This window comes from Pelovirga terrestris, from assembly GCF_014773365.1.
Lineage (GTDB): Bacteria > Desulfobacterota > Desulfuromonadia > Desulfuromonadales > Geopsychrobacteraceae > Pelovirga > Pelovirga terrestris.
The window spans coordinates 132,562-159,074 of record NZ_JACWUN010000001.1; the positions used below are offsets into that span (position 1 = coordinate 132,562).

Sequence of the window (26,513 nt, forward strand, 5' to 3'; positions counted from 1 at the left end):
AAAATCCATCTTCCAGCCCACTAAAAACTTTTAGTTACAAAATATTGACGATTAAGGAGTCATTATGCCGATTTCTGAAGATTTTAAATCACGTTTGTACCCTGTCGCCAACCAGTTGGTGGAACACTATGGGACCCCTTTTCATATTTATGATGAGGTCGGAATCCGACAGACCGGTGAACAGCTCAAACAAGCATTTTCTCATCTGGCCGGCTTTCGCGAATATTACGCGGTCAAGGCTTTACCTAATCCACGCATCCTCCAGTTAATGGCCGAAATGGGCTTTGGTTTCGATTGCAGCTCCATTGCTGAAGTACTGCAAAGCCGTCAGGTTGGTGCGCGTGGTGAAGACATCATGTTCACCTCGAACAACACTAATCAACTGGAATTCGAAACTGCTCTGGCGGACGGTGGATGTATTTTAAATCTGGATGATATTTCCCTGATCGACAAAGTAAAGGACTTTCCCGAGTTGATTTGCTTCCGCTATAATCCGGGTCCGAGACGATCAGGCAATGTCATTATCGGTAATCCGGTTGAAGCCAAATACGGGGTAAGCTACGAGCAGATTATTGATGCCTATCGCCAGGCCAAGCAACGTGGTGCCCGTCGATTCGGCCTGCATACCATGGTTGCCTCCAACGAACTGGATTACACCTACATAGTGGAAACGGCGCGCATGGTGCTGGACATTGTTGAAATGGTCAGCAATGAACTCCATATCCGGTTTGAATTTGTCAATATCGGCGGTGGTTTCGGCATTCCCTATCGTCCCGAGGAAAAGCCTCTTGACCTTGCCGCTATGTCCCGTGAGATGGGCGATATTTTTACGGCCTTTAAGGCCAAACAGGGTTATGTCCCGAAAATGTACATGGAAAGCGGCCGTTATATGACCGGTCCCCATGGTTGCCTGGTGACCAGGGCGATTAATCACAAAAATATCTATCGCAACTATATTGGTGTTGATGCTTGTATGTCTTCTCTCATGCGCCCGGGCATGTATGACGCCTATCATCATATCGAGGTTATCGGTAAAGAAAACGAACCCGCTGATCAGATCTACGATATCGTCGGCTCTTTGTGTGAAAATAACGATAAATTCGCTATCCAGCGCCAGTTTCCTCGAATCGAAGAAGGAGACATCCTGGCAATTCACGATACCGGTGCCCATGGTCATTCGATGGGCTTTCAGTACAATGCCAGATTGCGCCCACAGGAGCTGCTGCTGAAGGCTGATGGCACTGTTGAGTTGATCCGTCGGGCCGAAACGCTTGAGGATTACTTTGCTACCCTGAATTTTAACGCTGATCATTTTTCTCCAAGTCGGTCATAGATGTGTCGTTAGAACAAAGTCGAACAAGGCGGGAACACCAGATATTGCCGCCATTGACTGTGGAAACCCTGGTCAATGGCGGTTCCGGTCTTGCCCGTTTTAACGGATGTGTTGTGTTTGTCCCCCACACCAGTGCCGGTGATCTGGTTCGTGCCAAGGTGGTGCGCTCCAAAAAAAATTACCTTGAAACAGAATTACTTGAGGTGCTGGAACCGGGCCCGGACCGTCATACCCCTGTTTGTCCGGTGGCAGGGGAGTGCGGCGGTTGCCAGTGGCAGCACCTTCCTTATGACCGACAGCTTCATTGGAAACATCAGCTCTTTGTTGAAACCTTGAGCCACCAGTGTCAGATTGATGTTTCCATCATCAAACCAATTATCCCTTCCGCAGACCAATGGCACTATCGCAGCCGTGTCCAGGTGAAATGTTTTAACCGTGACGGTCATTTTATCACCGGTTTTTATCGGCCCCGTAGTCGTTATGTCGTTGCTGTTGATCAATGTCCGATCATGGATCAGCGCCTTAACCGGTTGCTGACTGACCTTAGGTCTCAGATCAATGGCTCTGCCTTTGCTGATAAAATTCCACAGATCGATCTGGCGGTCGATGATAGCGGCAAATGCGTAGCTGTTGTGCACTATCTAGGCGGGCAGGACTCAGGTCTGATCGATTGCTTGCGCCATTCCGGCTTGAAGGCGGATGTTCTCGTTCAGTTTGGCTCCAGAAAAAACAACCAAACGATTTGTGGTGACGGGATGTTGGAGATTCAGGTCGATAGCCCACCAATATATCTCAATTACCGCGCGGGATCTTTTGCCCAAATCAACCTGCAGCAGAACCGGGTGCTTGTCGATAGTCTGATCGCCACTCTCCCCTGGAGCAAAAATCAACGGGTGTTGGAGCTTTTCTGCGGCATGGGGAATTTGTCTTTTCCTCTGGCTCGCCGGGTAAAGCATCTGACCGGCATTGAAGAATCGGTGACCTCAATCCGCATGGCACAGCATAATAGTCACAAAAATGCCATCACCAACCTGACGTTTGCCGCAGCTTCAGCCGAAGATGTCTTGGCCACTGCAATCGCTCAGGAACATTTTGATATTGTTGTGCTTGATCCACCCCGATCGGGGGCCTATGCTGTGATAAAGGGTCTGGTCACAGCAGGAATTCCTTCTCTTGTGTATGTGTCCTGTGATCCACAAACCCTGGCTCGCGACTTGAAACCTCTGGTACATGGCGGCTATCAAGTCGTTGTCACTCAACCGCTTGATATGTTTCCGCAGACACATCATTGCGAAAGCATCACATTGTTGCAGAAGATCAACTGATTCATCATTGTCTGTTTTCTGTGCAAACCTGATTTTGATGATTATTATTTGTGCAACTGTTTGTTGGCATCCTTGTACTTCAATTTTTTCAACCTTCAAATTTGATGTAACTGTCCGATTATATTCAACAATATATTTTTCATCATTTTCATATCGTTATGGCAAGGTCTTTGCTTTTTTTAGGTGGGTGTTGGCGGTTGGGATCGACGCCCGGTCGAAATATTTATCTGGTGACAGGAGGCAAGTGTTATGCGCAAGGTCGAAGCAATAATTAAACCGTTCAAGTTGGATGAAGTCAAAGAGGCGTTGAACGAAATCGGCATCCAGGGAATTACTGTAAGTGAAGTGAAAGGTTTCGGGCGGCAGAAAGGGCATACCGAACTCTATCGCGGGGCCGAATATGTTGTCGATTTTATTCCCAAGATCAAAATGGAAATTATCGTGGCTGATGATCTTGTGGCTAAGGTTGTTGATACCATTGCCGAAACTGCGAAAACCGGACGTATCGGTGACGGCAAGATTTTTGTCACAACCATTGATGAAGTTGTCAGGATCAGAACCGGTGAGCGGGGAGAAGATGCCCTTTAATTATTGATCCATCTACCCACAGGATCCATCAGAGTAATTATTTGTGTATCTGTTCAGCACCGCGTCTGTGAATCCTATGTCAAGGGACGCTTTTCGTCATCCATGACCGCTTTTTGTCGCCGTCTATGGCGACAAAAAGCCTTGCCACAGGACCCCCGACCCTGCGCAAGGATAGAGCTGCATAGCTACTTATTTATATCGTCATCATATTTTCAGCTTGTAAGGGCTGTGAAGCGTTCCAACAGTCCCATACTATTCAAAGGAGAAGGAAACAATGACACCAAATGAAGTCGTTAAGTTTGCCAAAGAAAATGATGCTAAATTCGTAGATTTCAAGTTTCTCGATTTTGTTGGAATTTGGCAGCATTTTGCCACTCCCATTAGTGAGTTCAGCGAAGATATTTTCGAAGAAGGTCTGGGATTCGATGGTTCGTCTATACGTGGTTGGCAGCCCATTCATAATTCCGATATGCTGCTGATCCCCGATCCCACTACCGCAAAAATTGACCCTTTTATTGAAATGACAACCCTAAGTCTGATCTGTAACATCTTTGATCCGGTGACTCGTGAAGGCTATACCCGCGATCCGCGATTTATCGCTCAGAAAGCCGAAGCGTACCTCAAATCAACTGGTATTGCCGATACGGCCTATTTCGGTCCGGAGCCTGAGTGCTTTATCTTTGATGATGTGCGATATTCCTCCAGCTCTAATGAGTCTTTTTACGCCATCGATTCCGTTGAAGGGATCTGGAATACAGGTCGTGAAGAATTTCCTAACCTGGGGTACAAGCCGAAAAACAAGGGGGGTTATTTCCCTGTTGCGCCAACCGATAGCATGGTTGACCTGCGCAATGAAATGATGATGGTACTGCAGGAAGTCGGAATGGTCGTTGAGTGTGGCCACCATGAGGTTGCTACCGGCGGTCAGTGCGAAATCGATATGCGTTTTGATTCACTGCTGGCGATGGGAGACCATCTGCAGTGGTTTAAGTATGTCCTCAAAAACGTTGCTTTCCGTAATGGTAAAACCGTTACCTTTATGCCGAAACCGATCTATGGTGACAACGGCTCCGGCATGCACTGTCACCAATCTCTGTGGAAAGACGGCAAGAATATGTTTGCTGGTGATGGCTACGGTGGCCTTTCTAAGATGGCCATGTACTACATCGGTGGGATTATGAAGCATGCCAAGGCGCTCTGTGCTTTTACCAACCCAACCACCAACTCCTACAAGCGTCTGGTTCCAGGTTATGAGGCACCGGTTAACCTGGCTTATTCCAACCGCAACCGTTCAGCCTCATTACGAATTCCGGTAACCAGCAATGAAAAGGCCAAACGGGTTGAATATCGTACTCCGGATCCTTCAGCCAATGGCTATCTGGCCTTCGCCGCCATGCTGATGGCCGGTCTTGACGGTATCGAAAACAAGATTGATCCAGGTCAACCTCTCGATAAGGATATCTATGGCTTGTCCCCGGAAGAGTTAAAGGATATTCCCAATGTTGCGACTTCCCTTGAAGATGCCCTGAACAATCTGGAAGCAGATCATGCCTTCCTCCTCAAGGGAGATGTCTTTACCCCAGATGTTATTGAGATGTGGGTCAACTACAAACGCAGCGCTGAGGTTGATCCGGTCCGTATGCGTCCGGTACCCGAAGAATTCGCTCTCTACTTTGATTGCTGATTTTCAGTAAGATCTTAATCACAGATAAAAAAGCCTCCGGTACCACCCCGGAGGCTTTTTTTACGATCTTCTGCTGTTACTTTATCCCGATTCAAACTTCCATCCCAAGTCGGTTTCAGGACCTGGCTGCCTGGACTAAACCGATCAGGTTTTACGCTGCAACAGTGTCTTTTGGGTTACTGACAATGTGGATATCTCGTTGTGGAAAGGGAATGCTGATACCTTCAACATCAAAACGCAGCTTGATCGCCTCCTGCAGATCAAATAATACCGGCCAATAATCACCGCTGTTAACCCAGGGACGGACAGCAAAATCAACACTGCTTTCACCAAGCGCCAGCACCCCGATGGTAGGTTGCGGTTCCGGTAAAATTCGTTCCTCTGTGGCAAGCACTTCGTTTAGTACCGCTTTAACTTTCTGCAGATCATCTCCATAGCCAACCCCAATAACCAGATCTAGCCGGCGGGTCGGTTTGGTTGAGTAATTGGTAATGGTCGTTCCCATAACCTGGGAGTTGGGTACAATAATCTGTTTATTATCCCCAGACCGCATCAGCGTGCTAAATATCTGAATTTCTTCAACAATCCCTGAAATGCCAGCAGCCTCTATAAAGTCACCTGTTTTAAATGGTCTGAAAACAATCAGCAGAACACCAGAAGCAAAATTGCTTAAGGTTCCCTGAAGTGACAGACCAATAGCCAGACCGGCGGCTGCGACGACAGCAGCAAAAGAGGTTGTTTCGACGCCCATTTTGCTGATAGCGGCGATAACAACAAAAACCATGATCGCCACAAACAGCATATTTTTGGTGAATTTGACCAGGGTTTCTTCGACCTTGGCCTTGGTCATGGCTTTCGCTACAGCGCTTGAAATAATTCTGGCAATCATCCGACCGACAATAAAAATGATCACTGCCCATAGCAGTGGCAGGCCGTAGGTCTGAATCAAGCCGTAAAACATGTCAGGTGAAATGTCGTTCATGGTGCCCTCCTTGGAGAAGATTGACTGTCGTAATGGGAGTAATTTTTTGTGATTTTATGATTTAGAGGAATTTCGCGCAACCATCTCTTTAATTAAGCTGGCATCAGCAGCAAGCCGTTCACAACGGCGGGGTAAGCCACGTAATCGCTCGATGATCTCAAGGGGTGGCCGTTTATCCTTAATCGCCTTGTTGATGGCTTCCGGAAACTTGGCCGGGTGAGCAGTTGCCAGGCAGACCAGGGGGACATCTTCGCCAACCTTACTAGCGGCCTTAACCCCGACCGCCGTATGTGGGTCCAAGAGATAGCCAGTGTGATGGTAAAAGGATGAAATCTGCTCGAGGGTTTGCTGATCATCGACGCTGGCAGCAACGAAATCCTGTTGAATTTTAGTCTGCAACGCTGCAGAAAAAGTGATTTTTCCGGTTTTTTTAAAACGATCCATGGCCGTAACAACTGCCGCAGTGTCGCCCTCATACAGATAATAGAGATAGCGTTCAAAATTGCTGGCAACCTGAATATCCATCGATGGAGACAGGGAATGGTGGACATCGGCAAGGGAATAGTCACCTTCATTGACAAAGCGACAGAGAATGTTATTGGAATTGGTGGCCAGAATAAAACGACGGGTTGGTAAACCCATCTTTCCGGCGATATATCCGGCAAAAATATCACCGAAATTACCCGTTGGCACACTAAACTGGACCTGTTCACAGGCCGTTTGTTCACGGACGCGGAAATACGCATAAAAGTAATAGACGATCTGTGCCAGCACGCGTACCCAGTTGATTGAATTGATCGAACCTAAAGCGTGTGTCTGTTTGAACTGTTGATCATTGAAAATCTCTTTGATTATCGCCTGGGCGTCATCAAAGGTGCCATCAATCGCGACATTGAAGACATTGTCATCAGTAACCGTCGTCATCTGCATTTCCTGAACGGAAGAAACCCGACCGAAGGGAAATAGAATGAATATGTTGATATTTTTCTTGCCACGTACGCCGGCGATGGCAGCGCTACCGGTGTCGCCACTGGTGGCCCCGATGATGTTGAGATTCCTGTTATCCCTGATCAGATAGTATTCGAACAGATTGCCAAGAAACTGCAGGGCCACATCCTTGAAAGCCAGGGTCGGGCCATGGAAGAGCTCCAGAATGTAGACATCATCCTGCTTCACCACCGGTGTAATTTCAGGGTGATTAAATGATGCATAAGACGTGTTCACCAGACGGCGCAGATCGGCAGCAGGCACATCGGTTGCGTAAAGGGAAATAATCTCGTAAGCCAGATCGGTATAGCTGAGGCGGCTAAATGACTCCAGTTGCGGTTGCGTAAGCTGAGGAATCTGTTCCGGCAATAATAAACCACCATCGGAAGCCAGCCCCATCATCACTGCGTCACTGAAGGATAAATCCCGAACCTGGCCACGTGTGCTGCAATATTTCATAGGTTTAGAATCACTTTCCTGAAGTATTTTCTAGCGCCGGTTTTATGCCGGCATGTCAACCTGCCCTTGAATCTTCTGAAAGTATTAAGCAGGTTCAGATATAGTACTGATTATCATAGCCGAATAAAAGTCGTCAGCAAAAAAAAAGCGTAAGGCCCTAAGAGGACCTTACGCCTGGTATTGATAAGGAAAAGTTACTTAGTTGTGCTCAGCTTCCTGAGCGTCAACCACAGCAACTGCAGCCATATTGACGATGTCAGCAACATCGTCACCGCGCTGAAGCACGTGAACCGGTTTTTTCATCCCCATCAGGATCGGACCAATGGCCTCGGCGCCACCCAACTTGTTCAGCAGCTTGTAACTGATATTGCCTGACTGCAGGTCGGGGAAGATAAAGACGTTGGCATCACCCTTAAGCATGGAGAAGGGGTATTGTTTTTCAGTCAGTTCCGGATCAAGAGCCACATTCGCCTGAACCTCACCATCAACAATCAGATCAGGATCAAGTTGCTTGACCAGTGCTGTCGCTTTTTTAACTTTCAGTGCTTGTGGTTCGGTACTGCTGCCAAAGTTAGAGAAGGACAGCATGGCAACCTTGGGGACGATATCAAACTGGCGTACTTTTTCAGCCACCAGAATCGCTGTTTCCGCCAATTCTTCCGGTGTCGGGTCGATGGCGACCGTAGCATCGGCAATAAAGACGACCTGTTTTTTGAACACCATCATATACATGCCGTGAACCTTGGACAGGTTGTTTTGCTTGCCGATGATTTCAAGTGAGGGTCTGATCGTTTCCGGATAGTGATGGTTGATACCGGAGAGCATGGTGTCAGCATCTCCTTGTTGCACCATCAGGGCACCAAAATAATTATAGTTGCCTTTGAGTTGACTTAAGGCCCCGTTGTGGGTGACGCCTTTACGCTGGCGCAGTTCAAACATTTTGCCGACGTAATCATCGCGCATTTCGCTGGTAGCTGGATCAATAATAGTGATCCCGTGTAAATCAATATGCAGAGTGGTCGCCTTGGCAGCGATGTTGTCTGGATTGCCGAGAAGAATCGGAGTCGCAATGTTTTCGCTGACCAGGATCTGGGCCGCACGCAGGATTTTATCTTCTTCGCCTTCAGGGAAGACAATGCGTTTTGGCGCCGCCTTTGCTTTATTGATCAGGGTACGCATGACCTCCTTGGATCGGCCCTGCATCGCTTCAAGTGATTCACGATACTTTTGCATATCCTTGATCGGACGGCGGGCAACGCCACTATCCATCGCTGCCTGGGCGACAGCCGGAGCCACATGCAGCAGCACGCGCGGGTCGAAGGGTTTAGGGATAATATAGTTGCGCCCGAACTGGATATCTTCACCTGCGTAGGCTCTGCGGACAGAGTCCGGCACATCCTCCTTAGCCAGATCGGCAAGAGCTTTAACTGCCGCAAGTTTCATTTCGTCATTGATAGCGCTGGCGTGAACATCAAGTGCTCCGCGAAACAAAAACGGGAAACACAGAACATTATTGACCTGATTCACATAGTCGGAACGACCGGTACCGATGATGACATCATCACGAACTGCCCAGGCTTCGGGGGGGGTGATCTCAGGATCAGGGTTTGCCATGGCGAAAACTATGGGATCTTTTGCCATTGTTTTCAGCATTTCTGCAGTTAGGGCACCCTTTGCCGATACGCCGAAGAAAATGTCTGCACCAACTATTGCATCAGCAAGGGTTCGAGCCTCGGTGTCGGCAGCCAGGCGTTCTTTGTATTCATTCATTCCCTCGGTTCTGCCCTTGTAGATGACACCCTTGGTATCACAAAGAATGACGTTATTCTTGTCAATTCCCATGGTGACCGCCAGGTTGGCGCACGCAATGCCTGCCGCTCCGGCACCATTAACAACCATTTTAACGTTGTGGACGTCTTTGCCGACAATTTCCAGAGCGTTGATCATGCCGGCTGCGGAAATAATCGCCGTGCCATGCTGGTCATCATGAAATACCGGAATATCCATGATTTCCTTGAGCTTTTCTTCAATGTAGAAACACTCAGGCCCTTTGATATCCTCAAGATTGATGCCACCAAAGGTCGGTTCCAGTAGTTTCACCGTACGAATAATTTCGTCAGAATCTTTGGTGTTCAGTTCAATGTCAAAAACATCAACATCGGCAAAACTCTTAAACAGAACACCCTTGCCTTCCATCACCGGTTTACCCGCTAACGCACCGATGTCACCAAGACCAAGTACCGCCGTGCCGTTAGAGACAACCGCGACGAGGTTTCCCTTGGCTGTATATTTGTAGGCATCAGCGGGGTTTTTTTCTATTTCCAGGCAGGGCTCGGCCACCCCGGGACTATAAGCGAGAGACAAGTCCCGGCTGGTCGCGCAGGGCTTGGTGGTGATGACTTCGATTTTTCCTTTTCGACCGGTACTGTGATAATCAAGAGCATCTTGGCGCATTGACATGGATGTATTTCCTCCTGTAAGAGAGTGTGAAGTTAACGGGTGTGACGAGAAATCAACGCATTTGATTTTTTTGCACACGACATTATTCAGGGTAAAAAATTATAGTTTTACTAAATATCTGTCAAGCTGAAAGGTCATAACGTATAGAATATAAACTATTTCTGCTAATACGCAATGCCAATGCCAAAATTGTGGTTATGCTAAAAAATAGATAAATTCGTTAGTTGCAAAATCTTGTGCGACTTATGGTAATAAATGCACTCAAAGATGTGCTTATTTCCGTGAATTCAGGCGCTTTTTCGCCATAAAATGAATTCAGATCGAAGGCAATTGTTGTGAAAATTGGTGTCCTGACAGATATTATCGATCTATCGTAGTCTCGTCATACTGGAACACCACTTGACCTGGCTGTTAGTTCATCCGCTTGTCAGTTCTGACCTCAATATGTAAGGAAAGTTGTTTTTATGCTGGATATTTTTTTTCGTGGTGGCCCGTTGATGTATCCGATTCTTTTTTGCTCGATCATCGGCTGGGCAATTTTCATGGAACGCTTTGTTGCCTACGTGCAGATCCGCAGGGAGTTACTTCGCCTGAGAACCAAGGTTTCAGATCTATTAAGCAACAATCGGCCCGAAGATGCCCTTGAACTTTGTCTGCAGGGGAGATCACCGCTGGCCCGTATTCTGGTGGTTGTGCTTAAAAATCGTGGTGCTTCACGGGCTCACCTGAAATCCCTGGCAGAAGAAGTAGGGGAGCGTGAAGCCGTATTTCTACAGCGCTACCTTGGCCTGCTGGCCACTATTGCCAACGTATCCCCCTTGCTGGGACTGCTCGGGACGGTGCTGGGGATGATCAACGCATTTAATGTGATTGCCGTTGAAGGGGTCGGTACACCGGCTACCCTGGGCGGTGGTATTTCAGAAGCATTGATCACCACCGCTGCCGGACTCAGTGTGGCAGTGCCGATGCTGCTGGTCCATCGCTACCTGTCTGCGCGCTCCGATCGCTTGACCCTTGAGCTGGAAGAAGCCTCCATGAAGATCGTTGACCAGGTTGAGGGTTAACATGGGATTTCGGCGTAAGGACAGTGAATCTCCACGGGTCGAATTGACCCCGATGATCGATGTGGTTTTTCTGTTGTTGATTTTCTTCATGATCTCAACAACCTTCATTGAGCGCCCGGGGGTGAACATCGATCTGCCGGAAGGAGGAGCCCAGCAGGTTGCTACGGAAAAAAAAGAGGTTGAAGTCTATCTGACTGAAGAAGGAGACCTTTACCTGCAGCGTGAGGCTATTACCCTGTCTGAGTTGAACGAGCATCTGGTCGGATTAGGAGTTGAAACGACCAGGGAAATGACTTTTTTGCTGATGGCTGACAAGTCAGCCCGTCACGGCTGGGTTATTGAGGTGATGGAAATTGCCCGCCGCAACGGTTTTGTCCGCCTTGCTATTGCGACGGATAAAACGATAGATGAAAAGACGATCAGGCAAGGGGAATGACTCTGGATTAATGCCACGCCAACGCATAGTAGTCATTTTTCAATTTGTTGGGCACTGTTCACACCACCCCGGATAATCATCACCGGTCAAGGCGTGAAAGCTGTCGATACGTTCACGAAAGTAATCTAGATCGCAGCAGATCTCAGCAATCTGATGGCAAACGGTTGTCTCTGCCCAACTATTATTTGCACAGTAGCAATAAAACTCCCGCACGCCCTTGAGTATCGTCTCAAGCTCTTTCATGTTGGGTTCAAGGTTACGATGAACGTACCAGTTGCCGGCGAAACCGCGTACTTGCCTGGCGGTGATATGAAAAATATTAGCCCGCAACGAGTCGATGACAAAATCGCGGAGAAAGTAATCCGCCCCTGAGGCCATGGACCCGGCTTCAAGCGGGCTGAACTTGCCACTATCGAGAAGATGTTGATGGAAGTGCTTTAATAGTTTCTGACACAGCTGCTCTACGCGGATTTCATCACTAAGGTGGTTGATGTAAAAATTGTCGGGCTGGACGTTTAGCTCAGCCGTTTTGTTCAGCGAGTTCATTTTCGTATATCCTGTTCCTATTTGTTGACGTATAGTTGTGCTCTTTTACCCCGTCAGATATTTACGGTCAAGCTCCAGCACCTGGTTACCGACAATCCCTGATTTACACCGTCACCGTCCTTTGCTAGACTCACGGCCTTGTTTGCCGTCTGTATCCTTCTGTCACTGGAAAACTGCATGTCAACAACCACTCCTTTGATGCGTCAATTTCTCGAAATCAAAGCTGATTACCAGGATGCTATCTTGTTTTTCAGGCTTGGTGATTTTTATGAAATGTTCATGGATGATGCCGTTATCGCCGCAAAGATTCTCGGTATTACCCTGACCTCGCGCAACAAGGGGGATGAGGATGCCGTTCCCCTGTGTGGGGTCCCGTATCATAGCAGTCAGGGATATATCGCCAAATTGGTAGCAGCCGGCCACCGGGTGGCTATTTGCGAGCAGGTAGAAGACCCGAAAACCGCTAAGGGTATTGTCAAGCGCGAGGTGGTCAAGGTTGTCACTCCGGGTTTGATTACCGATACCGACACCCTGGAGCCTAAAGAAAACAACTATCTCCTCGCTTTAGCCGCAACCGCTGATGCTTTTGGGATGGCCTGTGTTGATATCACCACCGGCGCTTTCCGCGTTACCCAGGTCGAAACCATCGCCCAGGTGGAGAGCGAAATCAGTTCCATCCGACCACGTGAAATCGTGATGGGTGAAGGGGAGGGTGGCCAACGCCTGCAACGTCAACTGACCCAATTGCTTGAGCCCCTGATGTGTAACCGGCTGCCGGAATGGATCTTTACTGAAGATTATGCCAGGGAGCAGATCTGTTCCTTTTACGCCGTGGCGAATCTGTCCTCTTTTGGTTGCGCCGATCTGCCGGCGGCACGTCAAGCCGCCGCTGCTATTCTTTATTATCTGCAGCAGACCCAGAAGGATCAGCTTAAGCATCTGCAGCCTCTTAGCACTTATCACGTGCGCGACTCGATGGTGCTTGATGATGCCACCCGACGTAATCTTGAACTGACAGCGACCTTGCAGGACGGCAAAAAGAAAGGATCATTGCTGGGTGTGCTGGACCGCACGGTAACGGCGATGGGTGGCAGAACCCTGCGGCACTGGATCCATTATCCGTTGCTTGACCTCGATCAGATCACCAAACGCCAGTCCGCGATTTCCGAACTGGTGGACAACAGTCTGCTGCGCCTGGATGTACGGGAAGCCCTTGATGGCGTTTACGATCTCGAACGCCTGAACGGCAAAATCTCCATGGCTGGTGCCAATCCGCGCGATCTGGTGGCGCTACGTGATTCCCTGGCACGCATCCCGGCGATTGCTGACTACCTTGATTCTTTTGCCGACCCCTATCTGAAGGAATTGCAATCCCGGTTGGACGCCTTACCCGACTTGAATGCGTTACTCACCCGCGCGATTGCAGATGAACCACCCTTTGTCGTGCGTGACGGGGGGATTATTAAGGATCATTACCATGAAGATCTCGACGAATTGCGGGTGATCAGTCGCGAAGGCAAAGGCTGGATCGCGGCGATGGAAACCAGGGAGCGCGAGCGCACCGGCATTTCATCTCTGAAGATTAAATACAATCGGGTGTTCGGCTATTTTATCGAGGTAACTCATCGTCATCTTGAGCGGATACCCGATCATTATCAACGAAAACAGACCCTGGTCAACGCCGAGCGCTATATTACTGCCGAGCTCAAAGATATTGAGGCCAAAGTTCTTGGTGCCGAGGAACGCATGGCAGAACTCGAATACAGCCTGTTTCAGGACATTCGTCTTCATGCCGCTGCTCAATCGGAGCGGATCCAGCGCAGTGCTGAGGCCCTGGCGATTGTTGATGTATTGACGGCGCTGGCCGATCTATCGCATGAACGACGCTATGTCTGTCCCCGCATGGATCATTCCGGCAAGATCCGGATTGACGCCGGACGCCACCCGGTCATCGAAGGGATGCCTCTGCAGGAGGCCTTCGTGCCTAATGATGTCCTGCTTGATAAGCAAGAGAATCAGCTGCTGATCATTACCGGTCCGAATATGGCGGGCAAATCAACCTTTATGCGGCAGGTGGCGCTGATCACTCTGATGGCACAAATTGGCAGTCATGTTCCGGCTGATGAAGCGCAGATCGGTGTGGTTGACCGGATCTTTACTCGGGTTGGGGCAAGTGATAATCTGGCTAAAGGTGAATCAACCTTCATGGTGGAGATGAATGAAACCGCTAATATTTTGCGCCATGCGACACCGGATAGTCTGATTATCCTTGATGAAATCGGCCGAGGAACCTCTACCTACGATGGTGTCAGTATCGCCTGGGCGGTTGCTGAGTATGTGCATGATCATCCCGATGTTGCCGCCAAAACCCTGTTTGCCACTCATTACCACGAGTTGACGGATCTGGCGTCAAGTTGCACGCGGGTTAAAAACTTTAATGTTGCAGTCAAGGAGTGGAACGACCAGATTATCTTTCTGCGTAAGATCGTCGCTGGTAGCGCCAGTCGCTCATATGGGATTCAGGTCGGCCGTCTGGCAGGTCTGCCGGAAGCGGTTATCCAGCGCGCAAAAAGCATTTTAAAGGACCTGGAAAGTGGCGAACGAGACCATCGTGGCAACCATTGTTCAAAAAAAATACGAGAAAACCAGGCCAGTTTCCAGCTTTCCTTATTTGAACAGGATCTTCACCAACAACTCCGTGAGCGGCTTGAAGGCATTGATATCAGCCATCTAACCCCTCTGGCAGCATTGAATCTGCTGGCCGAGATGAAAAAGTTGATCGAATGAGAATTGTTCTTTTTGTTGCCTTGTTACAACTGCTACTGCTTTTTTCTGCGGTCGATTCCGGTCAAGCCCAGGGAACGTCCTATGTGGAACTGCGACAGGATTATCAGCAACTGATCACATCAGCGCAGCTACAGCGTCAGCGCACCAACTGGGAACGTTTGATCTCAAATTTTGACCGTTTTATCGCTCAGCGACCAGGTGATACCGCCATCGAAAACGCTTATTTTCTACGCGCCCGTACCTGGCACGGTTTATCCCAGGCGTCGGGTGGACGTAGCGATGCGGAAGAGGCTATCCGACTTTACCTGGATCTGGCAAAGCGCTTTCCCGCCAGCCGTTTTGCCGATGATGCCCTGTTCCATGCGGCCGAGATCGCTCAACAACGTCTGAACGACCAGAGCCGTGCTATCGGTCTGTATCGTCGGGTTATTCATGATACCCCAACGGGAGACATGGTATCTGAAGCCCGTAAGAAGTTGACCGCCCTGTCGGTTACTGTACCGCCTGAGCCGGTGACAACCAACGTCGAGCAACATCAATACGAGGAGGTCGCCCAGGCCCCTCTGCTACAGTCAATCCGATATTGGAGTGGTCCCGAGTACACTCGGGTTGTTCTTGATCTGTCGGCGCCGGTTGTAGCCAAGCCCAATCTTCTTAGAGGTAATTCACCGCGTCTTTATTTTGATCTGGTTTACACCGATCTGTCAGGTCAATTACCTGATGAAATCATCATCAATAATGGCCTTGTTCAACGAGTTCGTGCGAGTCGTTTCGACACCCAGCGTTCTCGTGTCGTCATTGATTTGGAGCGTGAACTGGAATATCGTATCACTACTCTGGACAATCCCCATCGTCTGGTTGTTGACATTATGGGCTCACCTAGTCGTGCGCCGCAGGTCCAGATCGCCCGACCGCCAAGTACGTCTCCTATTGCTGATGATTCGATTGCCCATATCCTTGGCTCCTCTGCCTCTAAGCAACCGGTCATGCGGATCAAACAACAATCCAACGGCGATGGTATCCGCCTGATTGTCGTCGACCCCGGTCATGGTGGCCGGGATCCTGGAGCGATTGGCCCCAATGGAACCAGGGAAAAAGATGTGAATCTGGCAATGGCAAAGATTCTTGCGGCAGCGCTACGTCAACAATTGGGAGTCAAGGTGCTGCTAACTCGTGAGGATGATCGCTATCTGGAATTGCGCGAGCGTACTGAATATGCCAATCGGGTTGGAGCCGACCTGTTTATTTCCCTCCATGCCAATGCTACGACCGGTAGCCGCGCTTACGGTGTTGAAACCTATTTTCTTAACCTGGCAAAAACCGATGAAGCTGCCGCGGTTGCAGCACGAGAAAATGGAATGACCCTGCAGGATATCAGTAACCTTGAGGCGATTCTTTTTGATTTGATGGCCAATGCAAAAATCAACGAATCGAGTCGCTTGGCGGCAGAAGTTCAGCAGTCTCTGGTTGCCGGGCTATCTTCTCGCTACAGCAATATCCGCGACCTCGGGGTCAAGCAGGGGCCCTTCCATGTCCTGCTCGGTGCTACCATGCCGTCGGCCCTGGTTGAATCGGCCTTCATTACCAACCCGCGCGAAGAAAAACGTTTAAATTCTGTAGATTATCAACGCCATGTAGCTAATGCTATCGTCCAGGGTATTAAAAAATATGCGGCAGCTATGGGTCAGGTAGCGTGGAAATGACCTACCAGGTAACCTCCATCAGTCACGATCTTATTCCGTTTAATGCTCCGGCAAATTACACAAATTTCGAATCGGTGCGGCCCCAGGTGGTTGATGCGGCGCGTGCTTATATCGATGAAAATTTTGCGATCTTGCAGAAAAAATGTCTCGATGGGGCATCAAGCCGGTTTATTATCAAACAATTCAGCCTGCTGTTTGACCAATTGAACCAGAACCTGTTCCGCATCGCGGTGACTGGTTTTGACCACGCGGCGGTTTCCGATTGCGCTTTGCTGGCGGTCGGTGGTTATGGGCGCGAAGAGATGAACCCGCGCTCTGATCTTGACCTGATGTTTTATTATCTCCCCGAAGGCGAAGATCGTATCCGGGTTATTGCTGACCGCCTCTTGTATCTACTGTGGGATTTAAATCTCGATGTTGGTTACAGCATCCGTTCATCATCCGACTGTCTAGAGCAGGCCCGTGATACGACGGTTCGCACAGCTCTTCTTGACGTGCGTCTGATCGCTGGCGAACAGCGGGTTTACCAGGATTTTGTTAACGATGTCGGACAGGCGCTGCAGAAGCAAGATCCCCAAGGCTTTATCAAAAGAAAACTGGAAGAACGAGATGAACGTAAAAAAAAATACGGGTCGTCCGTCTATCTGTTGGAACCCAACATTAAGGAAGGTGAGGGCGGATTGCGCGAGCTTCAAGACGCCCTGTGGATTGCACGGATAAAATACAAAGCCGACAGCTTACACGAATTACTCACGCGTGGCATTGTTACCGAACAGATGGTCGAGTCGTATGTCCATGCCCAGGACTATTTGTGGACAATCAGGAACTTTCTTCATTTTTCCACCCAGAGAAAATCCGAACAGCTTACCTTTGATGTGCAGCAGCAGATTGCTTCATTTCTGGGCTATGCCAACGTATCAACCGGTTCCGCGGTTGAACAGTTTATGCAGGATTATTACGCTTACGCAAATCAGAATGAATATCTTGCATCAAAGATGATAGTTGACGCGACCATGTCACGTGGCGCCCCGATGGGGGTGTTTAATTTTCTGGTCCGGCGCAATTTGGATGACGGCTTTTATTTGTTGCGCGGCGAATTACGGGCGGCAAAAAACCTGACCCTGCTTCAACACCCTGAGTTGATGATGGTGGCTTTTGAATTGGCGCAGAAACACCAGGCTGATCTATGCCTGGAGTTGAAGCAGCTGATTCGGGAAAACTTGCATTTAATCACCGACAAGGTACGGCGTTCAAAGCGCATCAACGACTCCTTTATGGTTATTTTGCGCGATGTTAAGGGGGCGGGAAAAACCCTTCACAAGATGCATCATCTTCAGTTTCTTAACGCTTTTATTCCTGAGTTTAAGCACATTTATTGCAAGGTCCAGTTTGACCTCTATCATATTTATACCGTCGATGTTCATACCCTCTTTGCCGTTGAAGAGGTAGAAAAACTCTGGAATGGTGATTATCAAGATTCTCAGCCACAACTGAGCCGGCTGATTCATCAGATTGAAAAACCGGAACTGTTGTTGCTGGCCATTTTGTTCCATGATATCGGCAAAGGTAGCGGAAAAGATCACAGCATCCGTGGGGCGGAAATGATTCCGCGTATTGCCAGAAGGCTGAAGCTTAATCGTGAAGACAGCCAGCGCATGCAATTCCTTGTCGCTCATCATTTGAAAATGGCGCACATCTCGCAGCGGCGTGATCTGCAGGACCTGAAAATGATCGCCCAGTTTGCTGAATTGCTGCAGACCAGTGAAAATCTACGCATGCTTTATTTACTGACCTTCGCTGATATTAAGGCCGTTGGGCCGGATGTCTGGTCGGAATGGAAGGGAACGCTGCTCCAGGAATTGTATGAAAAAACCTACGATGTCCTTGAGAAAAAGGATTTTTTCCAGGAACAGCGCACCGAAAAAGTACGCAAGCGCAAGCGCAAAATTCGTCAGGCATTGCTTGGCGAATTTTCGGAAAAGCGTCTGGTTAAAGCCATTAATAGTCTGAACAACAGATATCTGTTAAGTAATCGCTCTGCTGAGATCATCCCGCATTTGCGGTTGGCGCTGAATCGCGGACGTAACGCTCTGGCTATGCAGATTGAGCACATGGATGAGGCTAAATTTACCGAGGTAACTATTTCGACTATAGATTCACCGGGACTTTTCTCACAGATCGCCGGGGTCATGGCTGCTCACTCAATCAATATTCTGGGAGCGCAGATCTATACCCGTAAAGATGGTGATGTTCTTGATGTGCTGCAGGTTAATAGCGTTCATGGTGAAATTGTCAGTAAACCGGAAAAGTGGCGCAAGCTTGAGGATGACTTAACCGCAGTGCTGGAAGGGCGCGTGATGGTTGAAGATCTCGTTGCCAAGCTCCAGACCCCGAGTTTTTATACGAAAAAGAACAGACAAGTGCCGCGACCGAATCGGGTAGAGTTCGATAATGAGGTCTCCGACAATTATACGGTTATCGATATCTTTGCTACCGACAAGGTGGGCCTGTTGTACCAGATCACCAGTACGATAAAAGAGCTTGGGTTGTATATCGCTGTGTCAAAGATAGCTACCAAGGTAGATCAGGCAGCTGATGTGTTTTATATCCACGATATTTTTGGCCAGAAGATTGTTGATCCGGTGCGGATTGACACCATTCGCCAAACCCTGCTGAACCGATTGGAGTAAAGTGACCCACTGACAATGAATACTTGTGTTGATCATTTTCTGAATTTCATCAGTGTCGAAAAAGGGCTGGCTGCCAATACCATATCTGCCTATGCGCGTGACCTTGCCGCGTATAGTGAATACCTGTGTCGTTCTGAACAGGTTGAAAAACCCGGAGATATTGAGCCGTTGATGATTGTTGGTTTTCTCACCCATTTACGGGAACAGGGGTTGGCCCCTCGCAGTCGGGCTCGCGTATTAAGCACCCTGCGGCATTTTCATCGGTTTCTGTTACGTGAGGGGCATGCACCGTTAGACCCTACCACGCGCATTGATGCACCAAGAACCCGATCACCATTGCCGCACCTGCTCAGCACGGTTGAGGTTGAGGCGCTGCTGGAAACACCACGCGCTGACACCCTGGTTGCTCGCCGGGATCGAACGATGCTGGAGGTCCTCTACGCCACCGGTATGCGGGTCAGTGAGATAACCGATCTGCGCCTGGCAGATTTGAAGCTCGACATCGGTTGTGTAAACGTCATGGGGAAGGGGTCAAAACAACGCTTAATCCCTTTAGGTGAAGTTGCCCTTGAATTTCTCAACGATTATTTGCAGAATGTCAGGCCCCTGATAAAGAAGGGCAAGTCGCGCCAGGAGGTTTTTTTAAATACCCGCGGCGACAAATTAAGTCGCCAGGGGTTCTGGAAAAAACTCAAAGGCTATGCGCTTTGCGCGGGTATCAACAAAACCGTCTATCCGCACCTGTTGCGCCATTCTTTTGCTACCCATCTTCTTGAAAACGGGGCAGACTTACGCGCGGTCCAGGCGATGCTCGGTCATGCGGATGTGTCAACCACCCAGATTTACACCCATGTCATCCAGGAGCGCCTGAAGCAGGTGCATCAGCAGTTTCACCCGCGCGGATGACCAGACGACAGGATAAAGCATGAAATACATTATTCTCCTCGGCGACGGCATGGCCGATGAACCAATGACGGAACTCGATGGAAAAACGCCTCTGGAGGCCGCACACACACCTAACATGGATCAGCTATGCCGTAAGGGTCAGGTTGGGCTGGCAGCAACTGTCCCGGACGGTTATCCGCCCGGCAGTGATGTCGCCAATTTGTCAGTGTTCGGTTACAACCCGGCGGACTGTTATTCCGGCCGTTCACCCCTGGAGGCCGCCAGCATGGGCGTTGAGCTGGGGCCGGACGATGTGGCATTTCGCCTGAACTTTGTCTGGCTGGAAGCCCATTTTGGTAAAATCTACATGGGCGATTTTTCTGCCGGTCATATCAGTACCGAAGAGGCCACTGAGCTGATTCAGTGCCTGCATGGTGAACTGGGCGGTGATGAGTTCCATTTCTACCCTGGGGTTTCCTACCGTCACCTGATGGTCTGGAAAAATGGTAAAGATCAGCTAAAATTTACTCCTCCCCACGATATTTCAACCCAAAGCATCGAAGATCATCTGCCGCAAGGGGAGGGGGCAGCTATCCTTCACGATCTGATGAATTCAGCCCAGATGCTCCTGCTCGACCATCCGGTCAACAATCGCCGCGTCGCGCAGCGACAGTTGCCGGCAAACTCCATCTGGCTGTGGGGTCATGGCCGCCGCCCGACCATGGAGACCTATCAGCAGCGCTATGGCTTGAGTGGCGCCGTCATTTCTGCCGTCGATCTGATTCGCGGCATCGGGGTCAACGCCGGCCTTGATATCATTCAGGTACCCGGAGCTACCGGTTACATTGATACCAATTATCGTGGCAAGGCCGAATATGCTATTGACGCGTTGAAAAGCCGTGACTTTGTCTATCTCCATGTTGAGGCCCCGGATGAAGCTGCCCATGGGGGCTTATTGAAAGAAAAGATTGAAGCGATAGAACATTTTGATCGTGAGGTTGTCGGCACGATCATCAATAGTCTCGAGCAAATCGGAGACTGCCGGATCCTGGTCACACCTGACCATCCCACCCCGATTGCCAAACGCACCCACACCCGTAATCCTGTTCCTTTTGTCCTCTACGATTCACGCTGTGATTTCGCTTCTTCAGCACGTGCCTATTCTGAACAAGAAGCAGCCAAAACCGGATACAAGGTTAACGGGCATGAACTGATGAATCTCTTGCTTGATCGTCCTTAAGTAATGACTCTGCCGGCTATTTTTTTTGTTCGACTGGCACGGCAGGAAAAAGCCCTGCATATCGCTCGCCTCACGGAAATGCATTTCAGCCGTGGTCAGCGTGTGGTGGTGGTTGTTGCTGATGATGTCATGGCTACGGCCCTTGATCGTTATTTGTGGGCCTGGAAAAAAGATTCCTTTTTGCCCCATAAGGTGATGAGTACCGTCGGCGAGTTCTGTGATGACGCGGTAGTTATTTCAACGGTTGAGTTTAATCCCAACAGGGCCACGGTGTTGATCTGTGCCACTCCCTGCTCACCGGACTTTTTAAAAAATTTTCAGCAGATTTATGATTTTGCCGAAACCTATGATCCGCACCTGGCTGAAGCAGCGCGGGAACGGTTTCGTCTGTTCCGCCAACAGGGGTTCGATCCACAACTGGAACCACCTGCAACCGACACCTGAACGATATATTAGCGGGCAGCTGTTTTTAGTTGGTAAATGGGGTTGTTTTCAGAATGCTACACGACAAAAAGGGATGACCGGCAACGGTCATCCCTTTTTGTCGTGTAGCGCTAAAAAAGGTGCGTATTAAACGACCTTTTGAACCTTGCCGGAACGGATACAGCGGGTACAGACCTTCATGGTTTTGATGGAACCTTCGTGTTGCGCCCGGACTTTCTGCAGGTTTGGATTCCACACCGTGCGGGTTTTGTTGTGCGCGTGACTGACGTTGTTTCCGGTAATCGGCTTTTTACCGCAAATTCCACATTCTTTAGACATCTCGTTATCCTCCTGAAAGTTTCGAACGCGATTAACTAACACAGATCTTCAATAGATGCAATTATTTTAAGCGCGTTATGCTAAAAAAACTGCATATTTCCGTATTACATGCCAGCAATCCAGGCCGTTAAAAAGTACCTCTAAAATCCAGAGGAATTCATAAAAAACAGGTTTTCTGTATTCTCAGTGGCTCTAGTGAGCGATGCGCACGGGTGCTAAAAAGGGTCGCTGATCTCAGTTAGTCGGATTAACAAGAGCAGTTTTGTCGCCGCTGGTGTTAGCGATCAGCACGTTGCGCCCCTCAATCTTCACCCGCCCCTCGGCCAACCACTGAATCGCCTGTGGATAGATGCGGTGTTCCTGTTCGAGGATACGTTCTGCCAGGGTTGCAGCTGAATCATCGGGTAAGATCGGCACCACCGCCTGAATGATAATAGGCCCGGTATCCACCCCGGCGTCAACAAAGTGGACCGTACAACCGGAGAAGCGCGCACCATAATCAATCGCCTGCTGCTGCACGTCAAGACCGGGAAAAGCGGGCAACAGGGCTGGATGAATATTGATGATCCGTTGCGGAAAAGCTTGCAACATGACCGGGGTAAGAATTCGCATAAATCCGGCCAGAACGATCAGATCAATGTCCGCTTGCTGCAAGGCATTTACCAGCTCCCGATCAAAATCTTCTCGATTGGGATAATTGCGGTGGTTGATGCACAAGGTATTGATGCCGGCCTGCTGCGCACGAACCAGGGCCCCGGCGCCGGGATTATTGCTGATCACCAGAGTGACATCAACAGGCAGCCTGCCACATTGCTGTTGATCGATAATCGACTGCAGGTTGGTACCCCCGCCGGAGGCCAGGACCGCTATGCGAAAAGGCTTTTTCACTGAAGACTTCCGTTGCTACAGGATATCGACACAGGCGGTGTCAGCATCAGCAATATGACCAATATGCCAGGCGGTTTCACCCAGCGTTGACAGACGTTGCAGGATGTGGTCGGTTTGTTCCTGGGGTACAACGAGAACCATGCCGATTCCATAATTAAACGTGCGGTACATTTCTTCAAGCGGGACATTGCCTCCTAGCCGCAGCAAGTCAAAAATGGCCGGCTTGTCCCAGCTGTTCGCGTTGAGCACGGCTTTGCAGTGCTGCGGCAGCACCCGAGGAATGTTTTCGAGCAGGCCGCCGCCGGTGATATGGGCAATTCCTTTGAGCTGAAAATTCTGGAGCAGACTGAGAATGCTTTTAACGTAAATCCGGGTCGGAGTAAGGAGGACCTCACCTAAGGGGCGATCCAGCCCGGCAGGAGTGGCAGCAAGGTCAAGTTTGAGCGATTCAAGCAGGATTTTGCGGGCCAGAGAGTATCCGTTGGAATGCAGACCGCTGGAGGCAATGCCGATAATCTGATCGCCGCTGGTAATAGTGGATCCGTCTATGATCTGGTCCTGGTCGACTACTCCAACCGCAAAGCCGGCCAGATCGTATTCACCACTTTTATACATACCGGGCATTTCTGCCGTTTCTCCGCCAAGCAGGGCACAGCCGGCTTGTTTGCAGCCTTCCGTGATTCCTTTGATAACCTCTACCGCCTGTGCCTGGGTTAATTTTCCGGTGGCAAAGTAATCGAGAAAAAACAGGGGTTCAGCGCCCTGAACAATAATATCATTAACGCACATGGCGACCAGATCGATACCCACGGTTTCATGCTGGTTCATCATAAAGGCGAGCATCAGTTTGGTGCCAACCCCATCAGTTGCTGCAACCAGCACCGGACGCTGGTATTTTGTTGCATTCAATGCAAACAGGCCACCAAATCCACCGATATCGGCAACAACTTCCGGCCGCGATGTCTGCTTGACCAGGGGTTTGATCTGGTTGACAAATTCATTGCCGGCCGCAATGTCAACACCGGCATCCTTGTAGGTCATGGGGGTTTTATGGCTCATTGATCTGACTCCTTGCTTGAGACGCGCGGCATTACAGCATTACCGACCATCCTTGTCAATCAGGTAATGGGGATTGGGTAGTAGCTAATGGGAAGTGATGTCAATCTCAGCTGCCGACTACCCACTACCGACTACCCACTACCGACTACCCATTACCTATAAATAAACAAAACAAACATTTTTCTGTATTCTGGTGCGCAGCTTCTATATTCTACCAGCGTTTTTAGCAGATCCGTCAGCATGGGAGAGGTGATGATCAACCAAGATATGACGATCAGGGCGGCAACCCGGAGGGATATTGACGTACTGTTGGCCATTGAACAAGAATGTTATCGCTTTCCCTGGAGTCGCCGGCAGTTTGTTGATGAACTGGATAACCCGATTGCTGCGCTTGACGTGGCGGTGGTTGATCATCAACTTGCCGGTTATCTCTGCTCGTGGTTGATCTGCGGGGAGTTGCAGATCCAGAATCTGGCGACCTCGCCGCATTATCGGCGTTGTGGTATAGGTCAGGCATTGCTCACCTATGTTATTGAGCGGAGTCAGCAACAGGGACTCCTGGCGGCCTGGCTGGAGGTACGGGAAAACAATCAGGCGGCAATCAATCTTTATCAGGCTTGCGGCTTTAAACTACAGGGGCGGCGCAAAAAATATTATCAGGATGGGGAAGATGCCTTGTTGTTGGGCCGGAAATTTACGTAGTTTCCAGTTCGGAAGCTGCATTATGTTTTGTTTGTCCAGCGTTTCCGGATGAACACTAAGTAACAGATTGAGGATATTCACTCCCTTGGCGGGGTGGTGAAACAGTTATTGGAGACTCTATGAAAAATCACAAGACCATCGTTTTGTCTAACCAGGAAGTTTCGCCGGGTTATTTCCGCATGCGGATTCTGGCACCGGACTATACCCGCTTAGCCAGACCGGGGCAATTTGTCATGTTTCGTGTGCAGCGCGCTCTTCTCCCCTTATTGCGTCGTCCTTTCGGCATTTTTCGTGCCGGATTCATGCCGGCCGATTGCGATACCATGCCGCCAAAGGAATTTATCGAGATTATCTATAAGGTGGTCGGCAGTGGTACCGAGATCATGCAGGGGTTGCACTACGGTGACCCTGTTGAACTGCTCGGCCCCTTGGGTAGCGGCTTCGACTTGAACTTGACGTCCGGCGACAGCATTCTGGTCGGTGGTGGCATTGGTCTGGTGCCCCTGTACATGCTCGCCGAGAGTATAGCTGAGCCATCACGGGCGGAGGTCCTGATCGGTGGTCGCTGCCGTGATGACATTATCACCGTGACGGAATTTGAGCGACTGGGCGTTAGAACGTTTGTATCGACTGAAGATGGCAGCCTTGGTGATAGGGGGCTGGTGACGAAAGTGCTGGAACAACGGATGGAACAAAAACCGCAGGCAAAGGTTTTTGCCTGCGGTCCGATGCCGATGATCCGGGCAGTGGAAAAAATCTGTCGCGACAAAGGGGTTCATCTCCAGGTATCCATGGAAGAATTAATGGCCTGTGGGGTCGGCGCCTGTCTGGGCTGTGTGGTTAAAGGGGAGGGACATACGACTGAAAAACCCAGTTATCTGTGTACCTGTACCGTAGGGCCGGTCTTCAACGCCAGTGATCTGGCCTGGGATGACCATCAAAGCGCTAGCGATGTCGCCGGTGGCGATGGGTGTGAATGTGGAGCAAAACCATGAAAAGAAGAGAAAAGGTCGAAAAAACCGTCAACCTGCAGGTGGATATTGCCGGGATAACTTTAAAAAATCCGATCATGCCGGCATCCGGCACCTTTGGTTACGGCGAAGAATATGCCCCCTATCTGGATCTGAATTCCCTCGGGGCCATTGTTACCAAGGGGCTTTCGCTCAACCCCAAAGCCGGCAACAATACCCCGCGAGTGTGCGAAACGGTAGGCGGCATGCTCAATGCAATTGGACTGCAGAATGTTGGTGTCGAGCAGTTTATCCATCATAAAATGCCTTTCTTAAAACAGTTTGACACCCCGGTTATCGTGAATTTCTTTGGCAACACCCAGGAAGAATACGGCGAGGTCGCTGCCCGTCTTGATGAATTGCCCGGGGTTGCCGGTCTGGAGATGAATATCTCCTGCCCTAATGTTAAACACGGCGGCATCGTTTTCGGGACCGACCCTAAAGCCGCCTTTGCAACCGTTGCTGCGGTACGTAAAAAGACCAGCAAACCGTTGATTGTCAAATTGACCCCCAACGTAACCGATATTCAGGTGACTGCCCGTGCGGTAGAGGACGCAGGCGCTGATGCGATCAGTCTGATCAACACCCTCACCGGGATGGCGGTTGATGTGAAAACCCGGCAGCCGCGCCTGGCCAACACCATCGGCGGTCTGTCCGGCCCGGCAATCCGTCCCATTGCGGTGCGCCTGGTCCATCAGGTGGTACAGGTGGTGAAGGTGCCGGTCATTGGCATCGGTGGTATATCGCGAGCCATGGACGCCCTGGAATTTTTGATTGTCGGGGCAACGGCGGTGCAGGTTGGTACGGCCAACTTTGTTGATCCCAATGCCATGGCGACCATTATCGCCGAATTAAAAACCTTCTGTCTGGAAGAAGGTATCGCTGACATTAATGACCTGATTGGGTCACTGAAGGTCTAACCA

The 26,513-nt window shown here is 49.8% G+C and carries 22 protein-coding genes; 15 read left to right on the forward strand and 7 right to left on the reverse strand.

Features of this window, described 5'->3' with window-relative positions; translation table 11 throughout:
- Positions 1–64 precede the first annotated feature (64 nt).
- From lysA to glnA, 4 genes are all read left to right on the forward strand, one after another.
- On the forward strand, positions 65–1,333 hold the full coding sequence (gene lysA / locus ICT70_RS00555) for a diaminopimelate decarboxylase (protein ID WP_191153431.1): 1,269 nt from the start codon (positions 65–67) through the stop codon (positions 1,331–1,333).
- A gap of 2 nt (positions 1,334–1,335) precedes the next feature.
- The gene (locus ICT70_RS00560; protein ID WP_337906468.1) at positions 1,336–2,658 is read left to right on the forward strand and encodes a class I SAM-dependent RNA methyltransferase; all 1,323 of its coding nucleotides are present in this window, start codon (positions 1,336–1,338) and stop codon (positions 2,656–2,658) included.
- Positions 2,659–2,907: 249 nt separating this feature from the next.
- Positions 2,908–3,246 carry a P-II family nitrogen regulator gene (locus tag ICT70_RS00565; protein ID WP_191153433.1) on the forward strand — a complete coding sequence of 113 codons (339 nt, stop codon included), beginning with the start codon at positions 2,908–2,910 and terminating at the stop codon, positions 3,244–3,246.
- A 274-nt stretch (positions 3,247–3,520) separates the two neighbouring features.
- Positions 3,521–4,930 (forward strand): type I glutamate--ammonia ligase, encoded by a 1,410-nt coding sequence (gene glnA, locus ICT70_RS00570; protein ID WP_191153434.1) that lies wholly within the window; start codon positions 3,521–3,523, stop codon positions 4,928–4,930.
- 151 nt (positions 4,931–5,081) lie between these two features.
- On the opposite strand, the gene ICT70_RS00575 is transcribed toward glnA, so the two are convergent.
- The 3 genes from ICT70_RS00575 to ICT70_RS00585 all read right to left on the reverse strand — a co-directional run bounded on the left by ICT70_RS00575 (position 5,082) and on the right by ICT70_RS00585 (position 9,818).
- The gene (locus ICT70_RS00575; protein ID WP_191153435.1) at positions 5,082–5,912 is read right to left on the reverse strand and encodes a mechanosensitive ion channel family protein; all 831 of its coding nucleotides are present in this window, start codon (positions 5,910–5,912) and stop codon (positions 5,082–5,084) included.
- A gap of 54 nt (positions 5,913–5,966) precedes the next feature.
- Positions 5,967–7,358, reverse strand: coding sequence for a threonine synthase (gene thrC, locus ICT70_RS00580; protein ID WP_191153436.1), 1,392 nt, complete (start codon positions 7,356–7,358; stop codon positions 5,967–5,969).
- Positions 7,359–7,556: 198 nt separating this feature from the next.
- Positions 7,557–9,818, reverse strand: a complete 2,262-nt coding sequence (locus tag ICT70_RS00585) for an NADP-dependent malic enzyme (RefSeq protein ID WP_191153437.1) — start codon at positions 9,816–9,818, stop codon at positions 7,557–7,559.
- Positions 9,819–10,282: 464 nt separating this feature from the next.
- Here ICT70_RS00585 and ICT70_RS00590 point away from each other — a divergent pair, with 464 nt between their 5' ends.
- On the forward strand, positions 10,283–10,882 hold the full coding sequence (locus ICT70_RS00590) for a MotA/TolQ/ExbB proton channel family protein (RefSeq protein WP_191153438.1): 600 nt from the start codon (positions 10,283–10,285) through the stop codon (positions 10,880–10,882).
- Between the two features lies 1 nt (position 10,883).
- On the forward strand, positions 10,884–11,318 hold the full coding sequence (locus ICT70_RS00595; RefSeq protein WP_191153439.1) for an ExbD/TolR family protein: 435 nt from the start codon (positions 10,884–10,886) through the stop codon (positions 11,316–11,318).
- A 39-nt stretch (positions 11,319–11,357) separates the two neighbouring features.
- Here ICT70_RS00595 and ICT70_RS00600 read toward each other — a convergent pair whose 3' ends face one another.
- Positions 11,358–11,864 (reverse strand): hypothetical protein, encoded by a 507-nt coding sequence (locus ICT70_RS00600; protein WP_191153440.1) that lies wholly within the window; start codon positions 11,862–11,864, stop codon positions 11,358–11,360.
- A 177-nt stretch (positions 11,865–12,041) separates the two neighbouring features.
- Here ICT70_RS00600 and mutS point away from each other — a divergent pair, with 177 nt between their 5' ends.
- Genes mutS through ICT70_RS00630 form a run of 6 tightly spaced genes read left to right on the forward strand, consistent with a single transcriptional unit; the run spans position 12,042 to position 21,613 of the window.
- Positions 12,042–14,651, forward strand: coding sequence for a DNA mismatch repair protein MutS (gene mutS, locus ICT70_RS00605; RefSeq protein WP_191153441.1), 2,610 nt, complete (start codon positions 12,042–12,044; stop codon positions 14,649–14,651).
- Positions 14,648–16,354, forward strand: coding sequence for an N-acetylmuramoyl-L-alanine amidase (locus ICT70_RS00610; RefSeq protein ID WP_191153442.1), 1,707 nt, complete (start codon positions 14,648–14,650; stop codon positions 16,352–16,354). The genes mutS and ICT70_RS00610 overlap by 4 nt, the downstream gene beginning before the upstream one ends.
- Complete coding sequence (gene glnD, locus ICT70_RS00615) at positions 16,351–19,044, forward strand: [protein-PII] uridylyltransferase (RefSeq protein WP_191153443.1); 2,694 nt, start codon at positions 16,351–16,353, stop codon at positions 19,042–19,044. Before ICT70_RS00610 ends, glnD begins: the two co-directional genes overlap by 4 nt.
- Before the next feature lie 15 nt (positions 19,045–19,059).
- Positions 19,060–19,950: a site-specific tyrosine recombinase XerD gene (gene xerD, locus ICT70_RS00620; RefSeq protein ID WP_191153444.1), complete on the forward strand. Its 891-nt coding sequence runs from the start codon at positions 19,060–19,062 to the stop codon at positions 19,948–19,950.
- 19 nt (positions 19,951–19,969) lie between these two features.
- Positions 19,970–21,169, forward strand: a complete 1,200-nt coding sequence (locus ICT70_RS00625; RefSeq protein ID WP_191153445.1) for a cofactor-independent phosphoglycerate mutase — start codon at positions 19,970–19,972, stop codon at positions 21,167–21,169.
- Between the two features lie 3 nt (positions 21,170–21,172).
- Positions 21,173–21,613: a DNA polymerase III subunit chi gene (locus ICT70_RS00630; protein WP_191153446.1), complete on the forward strand. Its 441-nt coding sequence runs from the start codon at positions 21,173–21,175 to the stop codon at positions 21,611–21,613.
- Positions 21,614–21,739: 126 nt separating this feature from the next.
- Here ICT70_RS00630 and rpmB read toward each other — a convergent pair whose 3' ends face one another.
- From rpmB to purM, 3 genes are all read right to left on the reverse strand, one after another.
- Positions 21,740–21,931: a 50S ribosomal protein L28 gene (gene rpmB, locus ICT70_RS00635; RefSeq protein WP_191153447.1), complete on the reverse strand. Its 192-nt coding sequence runs from the start codon at positions 21,929–21,931 to the stop codon at positions 21,740–21,742.
- A gap of 234 nt (positions 21,932–22,165) precedes the next feature.
- On the reverse strand, positions 22,166–22,819 hold the full coding sequence (gene purN / locus ICT70_RS00640; RefSeq protein ID WP_191153448.1) for a phosphoribosylglycinamide formyltransferase: 654 nt from the start codon (positions 22,817–22,819) through the stop codon (positions 22,166–22,168).
- A gap of 15 nt (positions 22,820–22,834) precedes the next feature.
- Positions 22,835–23,878, reverse strand: coding sequence for a phosphoribosylformylglycinamidine cyclo-ligase (gene purM / locus ICT70_RS00645; protein ID WP_191153449.1), 1,044 nt, complete (start codon positions 23,876–23,878; stop codon positions 22,835–22,837).
- A 252-nt stretch (positions 23,879–24,130) separates the two neighbouring features.
- Here purM and rimI point away from each other — a divergent pair, with 252 nt between their 5' ends.
- From rimI to ICT70_RS00660, 3 genes are all read left to right on the forward strand, one after another.
- A complete protein-coding gene (gene rimI, locus ICT70_RS00650; RefSeq protein WP_191153450.1) occupies positions 24,131–24,580 on the forward strand; it encodes a ribosomal protein S18-alanine N-acetyltransferase in 450 nt (149 codons plus the stop codon).
- Between the two features lie 119 nt (positions 24,581–24,699).
- Positions 24,700–25,575, forward strand: coding sequence for a dihydroorotate dehydrogenase electron transfer subunit (locus ICT70_RS00655; protein ID WP_191153451.1), 876 nt, complete (start codon positions 24,700–24,702; stop codon positions 25,573–25,575).
- The gene (locus tag ICT70_RS00660) at positions 25,572–26,510 is read left to right on the forward strand and encodes a dihydroorotate dehydrogenase (RefSeq protein ID WP_191153452.1); all 939 of its coding nucleotides are present in this window, start codon (positions 25,572–25,574) and stop codon (positions 26,508–26,510) included. The genes ICT70_RS00655 and ICT70_RS00660 overlap by 4 nt, the downstream gene beginning before the upstream one ends.
- Positions 26,511–26,513: the final 3 nt, after the last annotated feature.

What these genes read in the sequence shown, in the direction of transcription:
- lysA (WP_191153431.1), top strand. Translation starts at nt 65, where the DNA reads ATGCCGATTTCTGAAGATTTTAAATCACGTTTGTACCCTGTCGCCAAC.
- ICT70_RS00565 (WP_191153433.1), top strand. Translation starts at nt 2,908, where the DNA reads ATGCGCAAGGTCGAAGCAATAATTAAACCGTTCAAGTTGGATGAAGTC.
- glnA (WP_191153434.1), top strand. Translation starts at nt 3,521, where the DNA reads ATGACACCAAATGAAGTCGTTAAGTTTGCCAAAGAAAATGATGCTAAA.
- ICT70_RS00575 (WP_191153435.1), bottom strand. Translation starts at nt 5,912, where the DNA reads ATGAACGACATTTCACCTGACATGTTTTACGGCTTGATTCAGACCTAC.
- thrC (WP_191153436.1), bottom strand. Translation starts at nt 7,358, where the DNA reads ATGAAATATTGCAGCACACGTGGCCAGGTTCGGGATTTATCCTTCAGT.
- ICT70_RS00585 (WP_191153437.1), bottom strand. Translation starts at nt 9,818, where the DNA reads ATGTCAATGCGCCAAGATGCTCTTGATTATCACAGTACCGGTCGAAAA.
- ICT70_RS00590 (WP_191153438.1), top strand. Translation starts at nt 10,283, where the DNA reads ATGCTGGATATTTTTTTTCGTGGTGGCCCGTTGATGTATCCGATTCTT.
- ICT70_RS00595 (WP_191153439.1), top strand. Translation starts at nt 10,884, where the DNA reads ATGGGATTTCGGCGTAAGGACAGTGAATCTCCACGGGTCGAATTGACC.
- ICT70_RS00600 (WP_191153440.1), bottom strand. Translation starts at nt 11,864, where the DNA reads ATGAACTCGCTGAACAAAACGGCTGAGCTAAACGTCCAGCCCGACAAT.
- mutS (WP_191153441.1), top strand. Translation starts at nt 12,042, where the DNA reads ATGTCAACAACCACTCCTTTGATGCGTCAATTTCTCGAAATCAAAGCT.
- ICT70_RS00610 (WP_191153442.1), top strand. Translation starts at nt 14,648, where the DNA reads ATGAGAATTGTTCTTTTTGTTGCCTTGTTACAACTGCTACTGCTTTTT.
- glnD (WP_191153443.1), top strand. Translation starts at nt 16,351, where the DNA reads ATGACCTACCAGGTAACCTCCATCAGTCACGATCTTATTCCGTTTAAT.
- xerD (WP_191153444.1), top strand. Translation starts at nt 19,060, where the DNA reads ATGAATACTTGTGTTGATCATTTTCTGAATTTCATCAGTGTCGAAAAA.
- ICT70_RS00625 (WP_191153445.1), top strand. Translation starts at nt 19,970, where the DNA reads ATGAAATACATTATTCTCCTCGGCGACGGCATGGCCGATGAACCAATG.
- ICT70_RS00630 (WP_191153446.1), top strand. Translation starts at nt 21,173, where the DNA reads ATGACTCTGCCGGCTATTTTTTTTGTTCGACTGGCACGGCAGGAAAAA.
- rpmB (WP_191153447.1), bottom strand. Translation starts at nt 21,931, where the DNA reads ATGTCTAAAGAATGTGGAATTTGCGGTAAAAAGCCGATTACCGGAAAC.
- purM (WP_191153449.1), bottom strand. Translation starts at nt 23,878, where the DNA reads ATGAGCCATAAAACCCCCATGACCTACAAGGATGCCGGTGTTGACATT.
- rimI (WP_191153450.1), top strand. Translation starts at nt 24,131, where the DNA reads ATGATCAACCAAGATATGACGATCAGGGCGGCAACCCGGAGGGATATT.
- ICT70_RS00655 (WP_191153451.1), top strand. Translation starts at nt 24,700, where the DNA reads ATGAAAAATCACAAGACCATCGTTTTGTCTAACCAGGAAGTTTCGCCG.
- ICT70_RS00660 (WP_191153452.1), top strand. Translation starts at nt 25,572, where the DNA reads ATGAAAAGAAGAGAAAAGGTCGAAAAAACCGTCAACCTGCAGGTGGAT.